General features: G+C 64.7%; 12 protein-coding genes. 7 read left to right on the forward strand and 5 right to left on the reverse strand.

Going from position 1 to position 16,706, the window contains the following annotated elements; all coding sequences use genetic code 11:
* Positions 1 to 52: 52 nt before the first annotated feature.
* Positions 53 to 1,285 carry an acyl-CoA dehydrogenase family protein gene (locus tag V6607_RS15875; RefSeq protein WP_338743964.1) on the reverse strand — a complete coding sequence of 411 codons (1,233 nt, stop codon included), beginning with the start codon at positions 1,283 to 1,285 and terminating at the stop codon, positions 53 to 55.
* A gap of 412 nt (positions 1,286 to 1,697) precedes the next feature.
* Between V6607_RS15875 and V6607_RS15880 the strand changes: the two genes are divergently transcribed.
* The 7 genes from V6607_RS15880 to V6607_RS15910 all read left to right on the forward strand — a co-directional run bounded on the left by V6607_RS15880 (position 1,698) and on the right by V6607_RS15910 (position 10,025).
* The gene (locus V6607_RS15880) at positions 1,698 to 2,741 is read left to right on the forward strand and encodes an ABC transporter substrate-binding protein (protein WP_134326591.1); all 1,044 of its coding nucleotides are present in this window, start codon (positions 1,698 to 1,700) and stop codon (positions 2,739 to 2,741) included.
* A 16-nt stretch (positions 2,742 to 2,757) separates the two neighbouring features.
* On the forward strand, positions 2,758 to 3,489 hold the full coding sequence (locus V6607_RS15885; protein ID WP_003216972.1) for a class II aldolase/adducin family protein: 732 nt from the start codon (positions 2,758 to 2,760) through the stop codon (positions 3,487 to 3,489).
* Between the two features lie 159 nt (positions 3,490 to 3,648).
* Positions 3,649 to 4,824: an LLM class flavin-dependent oxidoreductase gene (locus V6607_RS15890; RefSeq protein ID WP_134326592.1), complete on the forward strand. Its 1,176-nt coding sequence runs from the start codon at positions 3,649 to 3,651 to the stop codon at positions 4,822 to 4,824.
* Positions 4,825 to 4,827: 3 nt separating this feature from the next.
* The gene (locus tag V6607_RS15895) at positions 4,828 to 6,378 is read left to right on the forward strand and encodes an ABC transporter substrate-binding protein (protein WP_134326593.1); all 1,551 of its coding nucleotides are present in this window, start codon (positions 4,828 to 4,830) and stop codon (positions 6,376 to 6,378) included.
* Positions 6,371 to 7,417 carry an ABC transporter permease gene (locus V6607_RS15900; protein ID WP_032898649.1) on the forward strand — a complete coding sequence of 349 codons (1,047 nt, stop codon included), beginning with the start codon at positions 6,371 to 6,373 and terminating at the stop codon, positions 7,415 to 7,417. Before V6607_RS15895 ends, V6607_RS15900 begins: the two co-directional genes overlap by 8 nt.
* On the forward strand, positions 7,414 to 8,250 hold the full coding sequence (locus V6607_RS15905) for an ABC transporter permease (RefSeq protein WP_008430947.1): 837 nt from the start codon (positions 7,414 to 7,416) through the stop codon (positions 8,248 to 8,250). The genes V6607_RS15900 and V6607_RS15905 overlap by 4 nt, the downstream gene beginning before the upstream one ends.
* Entirely contained in the window at positions 8,247 to 10,025 is a 1,779-nt protein-coding gene (locus V6607_RS15910; protein ID WP_134326594.1) for an ABC transporter ATP-binding protein, read from the forward strand. The genes V6607_RS15905 and V6607_RS15910 overlap by 4 nt, the downstream gene beginning before the upstream one ends.
* Positions 10,026 to 10,122: 97 nt before the next feature.
* On the opposite strand, the gene V6607_RS15915 is transcribed toward V6607_RS15910, so the two are convergent.
* The 4 genes from V6607_RS15915 to V6607_RS15930 all read right to left on the reverse strand — a co-directional run bounded on the left by V6607_RS15915 (position 10,123) and on the right by V6607_RS15930 (position 16,702).
* Positions 10,123 to 11,202, reverse strand: a complete 1,080-nt coding sequence (locus tag V6607_RS15915; protein WP_134326595.1) for an LLM class flavin-dependent oxidoreductase — start codon at positions 11,200 to 11,202, stop codon at positions 10,123 to 10,125.
* A gap of 19 nt (positions 11,203 to 11,221) precedes the next feature.
* Entirely contained in the window at positions 11,222 to 13,783 is a 2,562-nt protein-coding gene (locus tag V6607_RS15920; protein WP_087693862.1) for a TonB-dependent receptor plug domain-containing protein, read from the reverse strand.
* Between the two features lie 149 nt (positions 13,784 to 13,932).
* Positions 13,933 to 15,489: an ABC transporter substrate-binding protein gene (locus V6607_RS15925; RefSeq protein WP_134326596.1), complete on the reverse strand. Its 1,557-nt coding sequence runs from the start codon at positions 15,487 to 15,489 to the stop codon at positions 13,933 to 13,935.
* 4 nt (positions 15,490 to 15,493) lie between these two features.
* A complete protein-coding gene (locus V6607_RS15930; protein ID WP_008430959.1) occupies positions 15,494 to 16,702 on the reverse strand; it encodes an LLM class flavin-dependent oxidoreductase in 1,209 nt (402 codons plus the stop codon).
* Between the last annotated feature and the right edge of the window lie 4 nt (positions 16,703 to 16,706).

Genomic DNA, 16,706 nt, shown 5'->3' on the forward strand with positions numbered 1-16,706 from the left:
GCGCAGTCCAGCGGGACCAAGCTCCCTCGCCACAGGGATGTGTTGGGTTGGTCTAGCGAGTGGTAGCGCCCTGGGCTTCCTTGGAATTGAGGATCGCCGTGTACTCCCCCGGATCAATCCCGTTCAGGTAGTAGTTGCCCACATGGTGCAAGCGCCAGCGAATCGGGTCGTGGGTGGTATGCACCCGGGCGTTGCGCCAGAACCGGTCGAGGTTCCATTTGCTCAGCGACGAACTGGCCCCCAGCAACGAGAAAATATCGCTGGAGATCTTCAACGAAGCGCTGTCCGAATGCGCCCGTGCCGTGGCCACCGACAGGATCAATTCGTCCTGCAGTTCCTTGTTCTCCGGGTCCAGCTCATGTGCGTCGAACACCCGCGCCGCATCCCGCAGCAGCGACTCGGCTGCACGCAGGGCCACCGCGTATTCACCGATTTGCTTGATGATGTGCGGCTCTTCATTGGCGTGGTCCACGCCGCTTTCCACCCAGGGCCGGGCGTTGTGCTTGAGGTACTCCACCGCCGCGGTCAGCGCGCCCGAGGCAATCCCGGTATCGATCGCCGCATGCAGGATCTGCGGGAAGGTCAGGCCGGTGCGTTTCATCGGGCCCTTGCGCTTCGAAACGAAGTCTTCATCCAGCTCGATATTGTCGAAATTCACCGTGCCGCTGACTGAGTTTTTCTGGCCGAAGGCTTCCCAGTCATCCACCAGGGTCAGGCCCGGTGCGTTGCGGTTGAGCAGCACGCCGGCGCCGCCGTCATCCGAGGCCGCGGTCAGGGAGATCCATTCGGCAAGGTAGGAACCGGTGGAGTAGAACTTGCTGCCATTGAGCACCAGCTTGCCATCTGCACGCCGCTCGACGCGGGTCTTGAGGGCGAACTTGTTCTTGCCGCCGACTTCCGCCAGGGCATTGCCAAAGCGCTTGCCGGCCAGCACATCGGCCACCAGGCGATCACGCACCGCATCCGGATAGCCGTTGAAGATGCCCCGCAGCATCACGTTGTGAATCTGCAGCAACTGGCCCACACCACCATCGGCCACCGAGACCAGGCGCACGGTTTCGACGATGGTTTGCACCGAGGCCCCCAGCCCGCCGAATGCCTTGGGCACACCGATGGCGGTCAGGCCGCTTTGGGACAGCAGTTGCGCCTGGCGCCACGGCAACTGGCCGTTCTGGCTGCTGTCGGCGGCAATCGCGGCGATCTCCACGGCGATTTCCTTGGCTGCGGCAATGGCTTCGGCCTCGCTGAGCAATTGGCGTACCGGTACCTGTTCGAACGTACTCATAGTTTCTTCCCCTGATTTGGCCCGTGTGTTTAAGCCCCTCTGCAGGAGCCGGCTTGCCAGCGATGGACTCAAGTGCACCGCGTAAACCCGTCAGTACACGTCATCGTTAACCACCATCGCTGGCAAGCCAGCTCCTACAGGGGATTGCGCTGGATGTCGGGCATTGAAGGTGCCTTGAGCAAGTTCTGCGCCAATGCCGAAAACCACCCCTGGCGGGGCCTGCGATAACGGGGTGTTGCTGGGGCAGCAGTGGCGAACGGGTGACTGCTGGGCCAGCAGCAGCGCTGCTGACAGGCCAGCAACAGTACTTCGACTCTTTGCGCCAAAGCCCTGCAAACCGGGGCTTTGGCCAATTGGCACGGCCTCTGCAATACCTCCATGGACTGCCTTGCCCAATTCAATGGAGCTGCCCATGACCCTTTCCGCGATCCTGCCCAAGCCTGCGCTTGAGCAGATCTGGTTTACCCGCTGCCCGGTACCGACCGCCTCCGGCATCGCCTACAAACTCGGTTGGCTGGGCGACGAATTCGCCGCCGACGGCCTGCCGGTCTCGACCTTGCAGGAGGCTCGTCAATTGGGCCATCACCACTACGATCACGAGCTGCCGGGGCTGTTTCGCGAAGGCGGTAATGTGCCGGCATTGGCCGCCCGTGCCGCCGGCGCGCCGAGCCGTTTGATCGGCCTGACCTGGATCGAGGAATGGCAAACCATCCTGGTCCGCCCGGACTCCGGCATCACGCGTCCCGAGCATTTGAAAGGCAAGCGCCTGGCCTTGCCGGCCTGGGGTGATAGCCGTCCGGGGAGCATCGCCCGGGCCATGAGCCTGCACGGTTACAAAGGCGCGTTGAGCCTGGTCGGCCTGGGCTTTGATGATGTGCAACTGGTGGAGGTCGCGCTGCACGATCAGGAGCAGGCGCCCAACCCACAGGAAGGTTTGCAACGCCTGTGGTCGGGCCTCGATTACCTGGCGCGCGGCGAAGTGGACGCGGTGTACGTCAAGGGCGCTTCGGCCGCCGATGCCGCGCGCCGTCTGGGCCTGGTGGTGGGCATCGACCTGGACCTGATCGCCGAGCCGCGCTACCGCATCAACAACGGCACGCCGCGCCCTATCACTGTCCACCAGAGCCTGCTGGACAACCACTTTGACCTGGTGGTGCGTTTCCTCGCACAAACCCTGAACGCGGCTGACTGGGCCGCGAACAATCGCGACGGCCTGAACGCGATTCTCGAAGAAGAAACCCGCGCCGGCAGTGCCGGTGTGGCCGAGGCCTATCGCGGTGATTTCCATACCACCCTGGCGCCGGACCTGTCGGCCCAGCGCCTGGATTTCCTCGGCATCCAGAAAGACTTCCTGTACCTGCACGGCTTCCTGGAGCGCGATTTTGCGATCGCCGACTGGGTCGACCCGCGCCCTCTGCAAGCTGCCCATGAACTGTTGGCCAAGCACCGCGCCTGAACCCGGAGAAATTGCCATGACTGCCATTGTCCACGCCCAACCGATCACCCAGGAACTGCAGGCCTTTATCGACAAGGTCCTGCTGGAAGCCGAAGAAGCCTTCACGGTCTTCCGCGAAACCAACACCATCACCGCCAACGGCACCGTGGGCTTTATTGAGCGCGTGCCGGGCCAGGAACTGCTGGTGTCGGTCAACTACGGCGGCCCGTGGAACTACCGCAAGCCGCTGCAGGCCACCGTCACCGACTTTGCCGGCAACGTGATTGTCGGCAAGGGCAAGGGCGGCCTGGGGCGCTACACCAAGCTGTTCCAGCAGCATGCAGACGTGACCACCGTGTCCCACGTGCACTCGCCGTACCTTGGGGCCTGGGCCCAGACCCACCGCACGCTGCCGTTCCATTACGTGCCGGTGCAGCGTTACCAGTTGGCGCGGGAACTGCCGGTGTACATCGACCGTCGCCAGCAGGAAGTGGATTTCATCCTCGACAAGATCGCGGAAAACCCCTTCAACCTGGCGATCCTCGAAGCCAACGGCGGCTCCACGGTGTGGGGCAAGCAGGGGTTGCGGGCCACGGCTGAGTTCATCCTGTTGCTGGAAGAGGGCGCGCAACTGCAATTGCTGGCGGATGCCCTGGGCGGTTCGCGGGCATACGGGCCGGGGGTGTTGACCCAGCAGTGGAAGATGAGTGGGTTGTTTGAGCAAGCCACGGCGCTGGGCCTGGTCCCCGCCATCGACCGCAAAAACTGAACACACCCTTATCACGGTGACTGAAACCACCACGACCCCTGTAGGAGCCGGCTTGCCGGCGATAGCGGTGCATCAGGCGACATTCCTGTTGGATGTGCCACCGTTATCGCCGGTAAGCCGGCTCCTATAAGGGGCGGTTCCATTCAAGGATGTTGCCCCATGGCGGTAAAAATTCTCTGGTACCTCACCACCCCCGACGGCCCTTATCCCTGGGAGCCCGAAGGGCGCTGGAAGACCGACTTCCAGCACCTCAAGCAACTCGCGGTCGCCAGTGATCGCCTGGGTTTCTACGGCTCGCTGCTGGGCTCCAGCCCCAACGAAAGCCTGGCGGTGGCCGCCTCGCTGATCGACGCCACCCAGCGCCTGCGTTTCCTGGTGGCGCAACACCCGGGCGAGCTGTCACCGGCAGTTCTGGCCAAGTGGGCCCTGACCTTCGACCAATTCTCCAATGGCCGCCTGCTGTTCAACGTGGTCAATGGCAATGATGCGGGCCTGGCGACCCTCGGCGTGCATTACCCCCACGATGAGCGCTACGCCTTCAGCCTCGAATACTGGCGCGCCTTCCAGGGCTTCTATGCCGGCGATACTCGGGGTTATGACGGCCAATACGTCAAGCTCGCACCGCGTGCGCCCGGAGCGGCCAAGCATCCGCTGGGCGGCTGGCATCCGCCGTACCAGAAACCGGGCATCCCGCTGTGGGGCGCCGGCACCTCGGGGCCAGGGGTGGAACACTCGGTGCAATTGCTGGACGTGTACCTGAGCTTCGCCAATACGCCGCCAAAGCTGGGGGACAAGTTCCGCAAGGTCGCCGCCGAAGCCGCGAAGATCGGCCGTGAGCTGATCTTCGGTACCCGCCTGCAAATCATCGTGCGCGAGACCGAAGAAGAAGCCTGGGCCCACGCCGAGAAACTGCTGCAACGCACCTCGCTGCAAACTGCGCGCAATGCCATCGAGCGCCAGTTGCCACCCGGGGTGAGCTTCGAGGATTACCACAGCGACGACCCGCAAACCCAGCGCAACGTCGAGACCATTCGCGCCGGCCGCCTGCCCACGGCTCGCGAGCTGGAGATCTACCCCAACGTGTGGCTCGGCCCGAGCCTGTTCGGCTTCAACATCCTCGGCCCGGCCGCCGGCACTTACCTGGTGGGCAGCGCCGAACAAGTGGCCGAGCGTATCCGTGAGTACGAAGCCCAGGGCACCTCGGCGTTCATCCTGTCGGGTTTCCCGCTGATCGATGAGGCGCACCGGGTGGCAGACCTGCTGTTCCCGTTGCTCGACCTGGACCATGGTTTTGATGTGCCGCGTCTGAACGCCGTGCAGCAGCAAGAGGCGTAGCTGATGAGCGAAGGATTTTCCCGCCGAGTGTTTCTCGGCAACAGCCTGGCCATCGGCGGCGGCTTGCTGCTGGGTGGTTGTGACAGCGGGGCGGCGCCGACTGCGGTGTTGTCGACCACACCGACCACCGGCGGACGCCTGCGCATCGGCATTATCGACGGCGACCAGTCCGGCAACCTCGATGCCCACAAACCGGTGGGCGGCGGGATCATTCGCGGCTGGGCGCTGTACAGCAAGTTCTGGGAATGGAACACCGACGTCAGTACCCGCCTGGCCCTGGCCGAGTTCGCCGAGCCGAACGCCGATGCCAGCGCCTGGACCATCCGCATCAAGCCGGGCCTGGAGTTCCACCACGGCAAGACCATCGGCGCCGACGACATGCTGTTCTCGCTGCTGCGCCTCACCGATCCGAAACTTGCCTCGCCGTTTGCCGGACTGGTGGGCGCCATCGACCGCAATGCGCTGCGCAAGCTGGATGAGCGCACCATCGAAATCCGTTTCAAGGAGGGCCAGAGCTTTTTCCCGCTGGATGAAACCCTGATCAGCTTCGGTGGCATCGTCCCCACCGACTACGACCCAATCACCAATCCGGTGGGCGCCGGCCCCTACAAACTCAAGCGCTTCGTGCCCGGCCAGCGCTCGCTCTACAGCCGGTTCGAGAATTACTACAAACCCGGCCAGCCTTATGCCGACGAACTGGAAATCATCGAATTCAAGGACCAGGTCTCGCGGGTGGCCGCATTGCGTGCCGGGCAGATCGATGTCGCCAGCGGCGTGCAGGCCGAGCACAGCGCGCTGCTCAAGGCCGACTCGCGCCTGTCGCTGTGCGTGTCGCCCAGCACCTCGTTTACCGGCTTCAACCTGAACCTGGCCAAGCCGCCGTTTGACGACGTACGGGTGCGCCAGGCGTTTCGCTTGCTGGCTGATCGGCAAGAGTTGGTGGACCGGGGCCTCAACGGTTTCGGGCGCATCGCCAATGACCTGTATTCGCCCCACGACCCCACCTACAACCACGACATTGCGCAGCGCCCCCATGACCTTGAGCAAGCGCGCTCGCTGCTGCGCCAGGCCGGGCAGACCGATCTGCGGGTGGAGCTGACGACCCCATCCGGCGCCGGCGTGAATGCCGCTTTGGTGTTTGCCCAACAGGCGAAGAAGGCTGGCGTGGAGGTTCGCGTGACCCAGGTCGACGGCGCGGTATTCAACGGCCCGCAGCGCGAGCAGTGGCAACTCTCACCGGGTTCGACCCCGGCCCGTGGGTTCCTTGCGTCGGCGTTGCACAACGACGCGCCCTTGGCGATCTACAACCGCAGCAACTTCCATGACCAGCGTTTCGATGCGCTGTATCGCCAGGCCCTGGCCCAGCCGGATGTGCAATTGCGCAAAGGCCTGGTGCACGAGGCCCAGCAGATTCAACACGAACGCGGTGGCCTGCTGATCTGGGGTTTCAACGATGTGCTGGACGCCGCCTCGGTACGGGTCGGCGGCCTTGCGCCGGAACAGACCACCTTCGCCTCCTGGCGCTTTGACGAGCTGTGGTTGAACCATGTCTAAACCCCTGCGAACGCCGGCCTGGTTATCGTGGTTTATCGGCCGCCTGGGCTACGGCCTGCTCACCGCGTGGGTGATCAGCCTGGTGGTGTTTATCGCCACCCAGGCGCTGCCATCGGACCCGGCCCGGGTGATCCTCGGCCCCGACGCGCCACTGGAAAGCATCCTCACCCTGCAACATCAACTGGGGCTGGACCAACCGATCCTGCGGCAATATCTGCGCTGGCTCGGCTCGGCCCTGAGTGGCGACCTCGGGGTGTCACTGGATTCCAACGCGCCGGTCGGCAGCATCCTGTGGGGGCGTTTCGGCTACACCCTGGCGTTGCTCGCCGGGGTGATCGCCGTGGTGGTGCCGGCGGCGCTGGGCCTCGGCGTGTACCTGTCGCTGCGCCGCGACAGCCACCTCGACCGCTGGAGCCTGTCGTTGCTGATTTTCCTCAAGGCCACGCCGGGCTTTCTGTTGGCCATCGGCCTGGTGCTGCTGTTTTCCATGCCGCATATGGACTGGTTGCCGGCGGTATCGATCCTCGACCCGGATCAGTCGCTGTGGCGCCAGTTGCCGTTCCTGGTGCTGCCGGTTCTGGCCCTGAGCCTGTCGGCGCTGCCGTACCTCACGCGCATGGTGCGCGCCGCGATGATCGACGCGCTGGAGTCCGACTACGTGATCGCCGCACGGCTGCGGGGCATTCCCCATTGGCGGATCGTGTGGCGGCATACCTTGCCCAACGCGCTGGTCCCGGCGATCCAGGGCGTGGCGCTGACCTTGCGCACGCTGATCGGCGGCGCAGTGCTGGCCGAAGTGATCTTCAGTTACCCCGGCATCGGCACCGCCCTTAACGCGGCGATCCAGATGCGCGACTTGCCGATGATCCAGGCCATCGTGCTGGTGATCACCCTGGCGGTGGTGCTGATCAACCTGTTGGCCGACCTGTTGACGGTGCTGCTCACGCCCAAGCTGCGCACGGCCCGTCGCGTGACCCTGATTTCGCGCAACCGCCGGGGCATCACCCCGTGGTGGCGGCGCTCCCGAGGTGATGCATGAGCAAGACGCGAATTTCCCACTGGCTGGCCGAACCGCAAACCCGCAAGGGCGCGCTGATCACCTTGCTGGTCATTGCCGTGGCGCTGTTCGGTCCGTTGCTGGCGCCCCATGGCTCGACGGACATGGTCGGGCCGGTGTACGGCGCGCCCACGGGGTGGGCGCTGCTCGGGTATGACTTCCTGGGGCATGACGTGTTGTCGCGGCTGCTCAGCGGCGGCCTCTCGGTGCTGTGGATGTCCGTGGCGGCGGCGAGCATTGCCCTGGCCGTCGGCAGCTCCCTCGGCTTGCTTGCGGGGCTGTCGCGGCGGCGCCTGGACCAGTTGATCACCTGGCTGGCGGACGTGTCCCTGGCGTTCCCCGACCTGATTCTGGTGCTGTTGATTGTCTCGATGCTCGGCCGCGCGCCGTGGTTGATCGTGCTCACGGTGTCGATTGCGTTTATCCCGGGGGTGATCCGCCTGGCGCGGGCCAGCGCGGTGGCAGTGGCGGGGCAGGAGTTTGTCGAGGCCGCGCAGATGATGGGCTACTCGCGGCGGCGGATCCTGTTCAAGGAAATCCTGCCGAACATCCTTACGCCGTTGCTGGTGCACTTTGGCAACATGCTGACCTGGGGGGTGGGCATGCTCTCGGGCCTGAGCTTCCTCGGTTATGGCGTGGCGCCGCCGGCGGCGGACTGGGGCTTGATGATCAATGAAAACCAGGCCGGGTTGCTGGTGCAGCCCTGGGCGGTGTTGGCCCCCGCCGTGCTGATCGGCGTGTTTGCCTATGGCACCAATATCCTCGCTGAAGGCATCGGCCGCAGCAGCGCACGCCTGGGAGAAAAACAGCCATGAATGCAATCGCGCAGATGACGACGACGGTGCTGCAGGTCAGTGGCTTGCGGGTTGAATTGGCGGGGCAGGTGGACGTGTTGTCCGGCGTGTCCTTCAGCCTGGAAGCCGGGGAAATCCTCGGGCTGGTGGGTGAGTCGGGGTCCGGCAAGACCACCTTGGCTACCGCGCTGCTGGCCCATGCCCGACGCGGCGCACGGATTGTCGGTGGCCAGGTGCATGTCGCGGGCCAGGCGTTATTGGGCCTGGAAGGTGAAGCGTTGCGCCGTGCCCGTGGCAGCCTGATCGGCTATGTCGCCCAGGACCCGGCCACGGCGCTCAACCCGGCGCTGCGCATTGGCAGCCTGTTGGATGAAACCCTGGCGGTGCATCAACTGCGCCTGGACAAGGCGGCGCAGCGACAGCGCATCATTGAAACCTTGCGTGATGTCGGCTTGCCGGATGACCCGCAGTTCTTGCGCCGTTTCCCTCATCAACTGTCCGGCGGCCAGCAACAGCGAGTGATGCTGGCCCTGGCGTTTGTGCTGCAACCGCGGCTGATCGTGCTGGACGAACCGACCACCGCCCTGGACGTCACCACCCAGGCGCATATCCTCGCCACCTTGCGCCGCTTGTGCAAAAGCCAGGGCGTGGCGGCGGTGTATGTGTCCCATGACCTGGCGGTGATCAAGGACCTGGTGGACCGGGTGATGGTGATGTACGCCGGGCGGATTGTTGAAACGGCTACCCGGGACGGCTTGTTCAGTCGGCCATCCCATCCCTACACCCGGGGCTTGTTGGCGGCGATTCCCGATGTGGCCGGGCGCCGAGAATTACTGGCGATTGGCGGGCATGCCCCGGCGCCGGGGCAGCGGCCTCAAGGCTGTGGCTTCGGGCCGCGGTGCGAGCGTTTTCGGGCAGGGTGTTCGCAGCAGGAACCGCTATTGCAGCCGCTGTCGCCAGGGCATGAAGTGGCGTGTCTTGCACCCCATGATCAGCCGTTGCAGCGCATCGCCCTGGCGCCGATTGCTGCGGTGGACGCGCGCACCGACAAGGCCTTGCTGGAGATCAGCGGGTTGAACGTGGCGTATGACCGCCAGGTGCTGTTTGACGTGTCCCTGCAATTGCTGCCGGGGGAGTGCCTGGCGCTGGTGGGCGAGTCCGGTTCCGGCAAGACCAGCCTGGCGCGGGCCGTTGCCGGGTTGGGGGAGAATGCCGAAGGCGAGCTGCGTTACGCGGGGCAACCGCTGCCGTTACAGGCACGGCAGCGCGAGGCGGGCTTGCGGCACCAGATTCAGTACATCTTCCAGAACCCGTACCGGGCATTGAATCCCCGGCAGACGGTGTACCAGACCTTGAGCGCACCGCTGGAGCACTTCTTTGCGGTTAAAGGCAGTGCCGCGCGTGAGCGGGTGGAGGCGGTGCTCAAGCGGGTGTCGCTGCCGGCTTCGGTGGGCGAGTTGTATCCCCATAGCCTGTCCGGCGGTGAGCGCCAGCGCGTGGCGATTGCCCGGGCATTGCTGTGCGAACCGAAGCTGCTGATCTGCGATGAAATCACCTCGGCGCTGGACGTCTCGGTGCAGGCGTCGATTCTGGATTTGCTGCGCCAGTTGCAGCGGGACGGGTTGACGTTGCTGTTCGTCACCCATGACCTGGGCGTGGTGCGGGCGATTGCCGACCGGGTGTTGGTGCTGAAGGTCGGGCGGGTGGTGGAGCAGGGCGCGGTGGATAGCGTGCTGGATCAGCCGCAGGCGGCGTATACGCAGACGTTGCTGGAGCATTCGCCATCGCTGGGCTGATTGGCACTGCTGCGCAGTGATCGCCGGCAAGCCGGCGCCTACGGTAAAAGGCGCACACCTGTAGGAGCCGGCTTGCCGGCGATGGCGGAGGCCGCCTTTACGCGGCCTTGCGGCGCCGAGCCTCTTCGCGCACCGCCGGGATGATCCACCGCCCATAATCCACGGTGTCATACAGCGGGTCATACCCCCGGTTCAAAAACGTCGTGACCCCCAGATCCACATAATCCAGCAGCGCCTGGGCCACGGTCTCCGGTGTGCCCACCAATGCCGTGGTGTCGCCATACGCCCCAACGGCCGTCGCCGTCGGCATCCACAACGCGCGGTCATGCCGATCGCCTAAAGCCGCCGCTGCCAGCAACCGTTCCGATCCCGTTCCCTTGATCCGCTTCTGCCACGGGCTGCCCGCCGCGAACTGCGGGTTGGCCTTGATCTGCTCCAGAATCTGCTCGGCCCGCTGCCACGCCAGTTCCTCGGTCGCGCCCAAGATAAGGCGCACCGACAAACTCACCCTTGGCGCCTGTCCACCCGCCGCACTGGCCGCCGCCTTGAGCTTGGCAATCTGCTCCGCCACACCGCTCAACGGTTCGCCCCACAGCGCATACAGGTCCGCATGCTTGACCGCAATCTGGTAGGCAATGTCCGACGAGCCGCCAAACGAAATCGGGATATGCGGCTGTTGCAGCGGCTTGACCGGGGAAAACGCGCCCTTGATGTTGAAGTACTTGCCCTCGAAGTCGAAAGGCTCCTCGGCGGTCCAGGTGCGCCGCACGATCTCCAGGTATTCGTCGGTGCGTTGGTAGCGCTCGGTCTTGTCCAGCAGGAAGTCGCCTTCCTGGGGTTCGGCGGTGATGCCGGTGATGGCATGCAGGCGAATGCGCCCGCCGCCGGTGGTGTGGTCCAGCGTGGCAAACGCGCGGGCTGCGACCGTCGGCGCAGTGAGCCCCGGGCGGTGGGCGATCATGAAGCCCAGGCGCTCGGTGTGCGCCGCCGCGTAGGCGGCGATTTGCAGGCTGTCGGCGCTGCCGGGCCCGCTGGCGATCAGTACCCGGTCAAAGCCTGCGTGTTCATGGGCGCGGGCGTGGTGGCGGATAAAGTCGAGGTCGAAATCCGGGCTGCGCACGCCACGGGTCTCGGACCATTGGCGGGGGAAGATCATGCCGACAAATTCAATGGACATGCTGGGGCTCCTTTGAGGGTTAGAACTGGTAGTCGACCTGGGCCAGCAAGGTGCGGCCCGGCATCGGTTGCAGGAAGGTGTTGGTGGAGCCGGCCAGGCCGCTGACGAAGTTCAGTTCGTTGGTCAGGTTCAGCACGCGCAAGGTGGTGCTCCACTGCGGCTGGCGGTAGTACACGGCAAGGTCGAGGTTGTATTCGTTGGGGATCTTTACGGTCTTGCTCAGGTTCAGGTACCAGTTGCTGGTCCACCAGCCGGACAGCTCGGCGCCAAAGCCCGAGTCGAAGCGGTAGTCGACGTAGCCACTGGCGGTGTATTCGGGAATCTGCACCGCGTCGAAACGCCCGGAAGGTCGCTGGTTGAGGCTGTTGTTATCGCCGAACACCGTGCCGTTGTCGGGCACGAACCCGGCCGATGCAAATCCCGCCTGGGAGGTGAATTCGTTGTAGGCATTGAGCTTGGACAGGTTCAGGCCGCTGCGCAGGTGGTCATCCGGCTGATAGCGCACGGTGGCTTCCACGCCCTTGATCACCAGCCGCGCGATGCTGTTGTTGCTGTCTGGCGCCTGGTCCCGAGCCTGCTTGAACGCGGCAAGGGTCATGAACAATTGGTTGGGCACCGCTTCGACCTTCACGCCCACTTCGTGCAACACGCTCAGGCTTTGGAACGCCAACGGGTTGAGCTGGTTGGCGCCACTGCCGCTGCCCCAGCCCAGGCCGTTGGAGAAGAACCCGGTGTTGACCGCCAGCGAGCGATCGAAGGTGTAGTACAGCGTGGTGTTTTCCGTGGGCTTGACGTAGGGGCTGACCTGGAACGCGAACAGCCGGTAGTTGTCGCTGTCCTTGCGCGGGTTGCCGCCGGCGAGCACGAACGGGTTGTCGATCTCGGCCTCGATCCAGCTGCGGCTGGCACCGATGTTCAGGCCGAAGTAGTCGCCGTACTTGAGGTTGTGCTGGCTGAACAGGGTTTTGGTGGTCCAGGTGCTTTCGGCGGTGTAGGGCGCTACAGACTCGGCGTAGAGCCCGTGCCCGGCCGGGTACATCGGTGGCAGGTTCAGCCAGCCGTAGTAGTTGGAATACTGCGGCACGCCGGGCTGGCCGATCCATGCGCCATTGCCGCCGGCGGGGTTGGCACCGGTAAGGCCCAGCAGGTCGCCGGGGTTCTTGCCCGAGGGGTTCTGGGTCAGGTCATAGGCGTTGATGGTGGAGCCGAAGCTGTTATTGGCCGCAATCGATTGGTTGAATTCGCGGCGATAGATCAGGCCGGTGTTGCTGTCATCCCGCAGGGTCCAGCCGCCCAGGCGGGTTTCATTGCGCGAGCGGAATTCGAAGCGGTTGTCGAAGATGTTGTCTTTGGACTGCACCTGGAACGAACCCACGGCATCGGTGATGTCCTTGGAGCGTTCGTAGAACGTGCTGTTGGCCAGCGTGATGGTGGGCGACAAGTCGGCCTCGACGCGCAGTTGCGTGGTAAAGCGCCGGGAGCTGCTTTCGTCTTCCTTGCGTTGCCCGGTTTGCGAGGACAGCGAGCGTTCGCCGTTGCCCGCCAGCGTCGGGTCATACACCCAGCCCCGCAGGCTGCCGGGGTTGCTCTGGGTGTTGGGCGAGGCGGTCTGGAAGCTGCCGTCCACCACGCTGTATTGGCCCTGGGCATTGCGCTGGCGCTTGACCCAGCCGAGGGTTGGCGCATCGGCGGCGCCAGATGCCAGCACCGGCGACCACAGGGTGTTACCGTTCTGGATAATCGGCGTGGCGCGCCCGGCGTAGTACTTGCCGTTGTCCACCAGGTCCTGGGTGGCGCGGTTCCAGCCGTGGGTGATGTTGTAGTCGTAGTAGTTGTCGTAGCTGGCGTTCCAGTCCACCCGCACGTTGTCGTTGCGCCAGGCGAGGGCGCCGTAGAACGCGTCGAAATTGTTGTCGACGTTGTCGTAGAAGTCCTGCTGGCGCTGCTTGGTGATGCTCAGGCGATAGGCCAGGTTGTCGTTCAGTGGCCCGGTATTGTCGATGCTGAATTTGTTGGAACTGCGGGACGTGCCGTCCGGTATCCACGAGCCCAGTTCACCGCTGAGCTTGGTCTTGAACTCATTGAAGTCAGGTTTTTTGCTCAGGTAGTTCACATAGCCGCCGCTGCCGGACACCGAACCGTAGGTGACCGACGACGGCCCGGCGACGATGTCGGCGCCTTCGTAGGCGTTGAAGTTCGCCGGGTGGCGCACGCCGTAACCGCGCTGGCCGTCCTGGAACACCTCGGAGCCCTGGGCGCGAAACTGCGGGGCGATGCCGGCGTTCTGGCCGCCGCCCCGGGTGATGCCGGGGGCGTATTTGACCAGGTCATCGGCGCTGCGGATCGAGTCGTTGGCCAACTGCTCGGCGTTGATCTGCACCACCGAACGCGGCGTGTCGAGGACCTTGGTCTCCGTGCCGCCGTACACCGACGTCGGCGGGCGGGTGGGCAGGGCATCATCATCGGACTGGCTGGCACTGGCCTGCACGGTCACGGTTTGCAGTTGGGTATCGGCGGCAAACGCCTGGATTGGCAGGCTTGCGGCCAGCAGCAGAGGTAAACGCAAGGCGATAGCGTGCATGGCAGAGGTGCCCCATAAAAAACAATGAAGAGCGCACGGTCCCTTGTAGGAGCCGGCTTGCCGGCGATGAGGCCCTTGGGCCCTGCGCCGGTCGACCGGACGCCATCGCCGGCAAGCCGGCTCCTACAGGGCGATGCGGTGTAAGTGGGTCAGGCCGTGTCTTTGAGCCAGAGCTTTTCAAAGCGCCAGGTGCTGAACAGCGACTCTTCCGACTGCGCCCCGCCGACGCGGGTGGAAACGCTGTCGAGCAAGTCGGCGTAGCCCCAGATCAGCATCCCGCCGCGCTCGTACTGGATCTGCTGGACCTGATGCACCAGGGCCTTGCGTTTTTCCAGGTCGGGCTGGGCCATGGCGGCCAGGAACAGCTCGCTGAATTGCGGGTCGTTGAAGTGGGTCTTGTTGGACACCGCAAACGGCGCGTCGGTATGGATCGCACTGGCCAGGAACGGCGCGCCGATGCTGCCGCCGGTGCTCAGGGGCCAGTCGTTTTTCAACGGGCCCTGGAAAGTCGCCAGGTCCACCTGCTTGACCTTCAGGGTCACGCCAATGCGCTTGGCCTGCTCGGCCAGCACCAGCGCCGAACTCAAGCCAGGCCCCGGAGTGGTGATCAATTCCACCTCGAGGTTTTCCTGGCCGGCGTCCTTGAGCAGTTGCGCCGCCCGTTGCGGGTCGTAGGGGCGTGGCCCGAGGTCGTGGTTGAAGGTCGGGTCGCTGGGCGCATACAGGTCATTGGCCACCCGGCCCTGGCCATTCAACGCGCGGCGCACCAGTTCTTCGCGGTCGGCCATCAGGCGAAACGCTTCGCGCACCCGTGGGTCGTTGAACGGCGGCTTGTCGAGGTTCATGTCGAACGACAGCCAGTTACCGGTCACCGAGGTGATCACCTTCAGGCGCGGGTCATTTTGCAGGATCGGCAACTGCTCGGTGGGCATCACGTTGGCCATGTCGATTTGCCCGGAACGCAGGGCGGCCAGGCGCGAGACCTGATCCTTGAAGTCGATGATCTCCAGCTCATCGGCGTAGGGCTTGCCGTCCTTGTAGTAGTTCTCGAAGCGGGTAAACAGTGAGCGTTGGCCGGGGGTGAAGCTTTTGAGCTTGTAGGGGCCGGCGCCCACCGGGTTGGTGACCGGGTGGTAGTCCACCGGCACGATGCCGCCGAAATTGACCCAGGTTTCTGCCAGCGGCATGTAGCTACGCCCCTCCCGGAAGCTCAGGCGCACGGTGCGGTTGTCGAGCTTGACCAGGTTGTCGCGGTCCACCCAGTGCAGCAGCGCCGCGTAGGGCGAGGCCAGCTGCGGGTCGGTGAGGCGGCGGATCGAGAAGATCAGGTCGTCGGCGTCGATGGTCTTGCCGTTGTGGAATTCCAGGCCGGGGCGCAGGCGCAGGGTCCAGCTGCTGGCGTCGGCATTCGGCTCCGCGAACTCGGCCAGAGCCAGGCGCGGCTGCATCTGCTCGTCCCATTCCCAGAGCTTGCTGTACAACGCAAAGCCGCGAACGATGCCGCTGCCAATGGGTTTGTGGGCATCGAGGTTGCCGCTCTGGTTGCCGTCGAGAATCCCCAGGCGCAGGCGCCCGCCGTAGCGGGGTTGATCGTTGCCGGTGACGTTTTTGGGCGTGTCAGCGGGGCCGCAACCGGCCAGCAGCAAGCCGCCGCCGACGGTCACGCTGTAGCCGAGAAAGTCCCGACGGCTAAGCAGTAGGCTCATGGCATCAGACTCCGGCCGGGCCGTTGGCGGAGCGCAGTTCCAACACCGGCTCCTGGGGACGACTCAACTCGGCGCGTTCACTGCGAAAGTGCGGCAGGATGTGCTCGCCGAGGCGGTAGGCTTCTTCCAGGTGCGGATAGCCGGCGAGGAAGAACAGGTCGATGCCGATGCTGTTGTACTCGCGAATCCGCGCCACCACGTTCTCGTAGCTGCCCACCAGCGCACAGCCCGGTGGAATACCGATGTAGCCAAAACCGGTCCATACATTGGGGTGGATGAAGAAGTCATCGAAGCCCTGGGTCTCGGTTTTTTCGCTGAAGCCGTGCTCGTAGCTGAGCTTGCGCGCCGTACGCAACCCGGCGTGGGCCGCCACGGCCTTGACCGCGCCGCGGGCGATGCCTTCGTCGAAGAAGCGTTTGGCTTCGGTGCGGGCCAGTTCTTCGGTTTCCCGGGTGATCACGTCAATCGACAGGCCGAAGCGAATGTCAGTGCGGCCCCACTTCAGCGCGCGTTCGCGCAGGTCGGCGATCAGGGCGGCGATTTCGTCCGGGTGTTCGGCGCGCATCAGGTAGAAGTCGGCGTGCTTGGCGGCAAACTCCCGGGCGGCGATGGATGAGCCGGCGGTACAGATCAGCGGCAGCTTGGCCTTCTTCAATGGCCCGCGCAGGCCACCACCGTCGGCCTTGTAGAACTTGCCGTCGTAGTGGAAGGACTCGTTGTGCCAATAGCCCTTGACCACGTCCATGAATTCGGTGGCGCGTTCGTAGCGTTCATCGTGGTCGCTGAAGTCGCCGACCTGGCGCTGGATCACGTCCGAGCCGCCGTTGATGATGTTCCACACCAGGCGGTTGCCGGTGGCCCGCTGGTAGGTCGCCGCCTGCTGCACCGCCACCCACGGGGTGTAGTGGTAAGGCTGGAAGGCGGTGACGAATTGCAGGGTACGGGTTTCCCGGGCCAGCAGCGCGCAGACGGTCCACGGTTCTTCGCCGGTGGGCGCGTTGACCATCAGTGCGCCGCCAAAGCCGTTGATCTCCGCAGCCCTGGCGATTTGCCCGAGGTAGTCGATGTAGGTGAAATGATCACCGACACTGAAGCCCGACACCGCGCCGGTGCTGGGCCCGCCGCGATGCCAGTCGCCCCGGTTGCGCGGGTCGCCGGGCAGGAACTGGGTTTCGCCGTGCAAGGGCAGGCGGGTAAAGAATTCGATGCTCATGCAA

It is taken from the genome of Pseudomonas sp. KK18 (assembly GCF_037094675.1).
Classification (GTDB): domain Bacteria; phylum Pseudomonadota; class Gammaproteobacteria; order Pseudomonadales; family Pseudomonadaceae; genus Aquipseudomonas.

Excerpts from the sequence above, each read along its gene's own strand:
- V6607_RS15885 (WP_003216972.1), top strand. The coding sequence starts at position 2,758 with ATGACTGCCATTGTCCACGCCCAACCGATCACCCAGGAACTGCAGGCC.
- V6607_RS15905 (WP_008430947.1), top strand. The coding sequence starts at position 7,414 with ATGAGCAAGACGCGAATTTCCCACTGGCTGGCCGAACCGCAAACCCGC.
- V6607_RS15875 (WP_338743964.1), bottom strand. The coding sequence starts at position 1,285 with ATGAGTACGTTCGAACAGGTACCGGTACGCCAATTGCTCAGCGAGGCC.
- V6607_RS15915 (WP_134326595.1), bottom strand. The coding sequence starts at position 11,202 with ATGTCCATTGAATTTGTCGGCATGATCTTCCCCCGCCAATGGTCCGAG.
- V6607_RS15880 (WP_134326591.1), top strand. The coding sequence starts at position 1,698 with ATGACCCTTTCCGCGATCCTGCCCAAGCCTGCGCTTGAGCAGATCTGG.
- V6607_RS15910 (WP_134326594.1), top strand. The coding sequence starts at position 8,247 with ATGAATGCAATCGCGCAGATGACGACGACGGTGCTGCAGGTCAGTGGC.
- V6607_RS15890 (WP_134326592.1), top strand. The coding sequence starts at position 3,649 with ATGGCGGTAAAAATTCTCTGGTACCTCACCACCCCCGACGGCCCTTAT.
- V6607_RS15895 (WP_134326593.1), top strand. The coding sequence starts at position 4,828 with ATGAGCGAAGGATTTTCCCGCCGAGTGTTTCTCGGCAACAGCCTGGCC.
- V6607_RS15900 (WP_032898649.1), top strand. The coding sequence starts at position 6,371 with ATGTCTAAACCCCTGCGAACGCCGGCCTGGTTATCGTGGTTTATCGGC.
- V6607_RS15925 (WP_134326596.1), bottom strand. The coding sequence starts at position 15,489 with ATGAGCCTACTGCTTAGCCGTCGGGACTTTCTCGGCTACAGCGTGACC.
- V6607_RS15920 (WP_087693862.1), bottom strand. The coding sequence starts at position 13,783 with ATGCACGCTATCGCCTTGCGTTTACCTCTGCTGCTGGCCGCAAGCCTG.
- V6607_RS15930 (WP_008430959.1), bottom strand. The coding sequence starts at position 16,702 with ATGAGCATCGAATTCTTTACCCGCCTGCCCTTGCACGGCGAAACCCAG.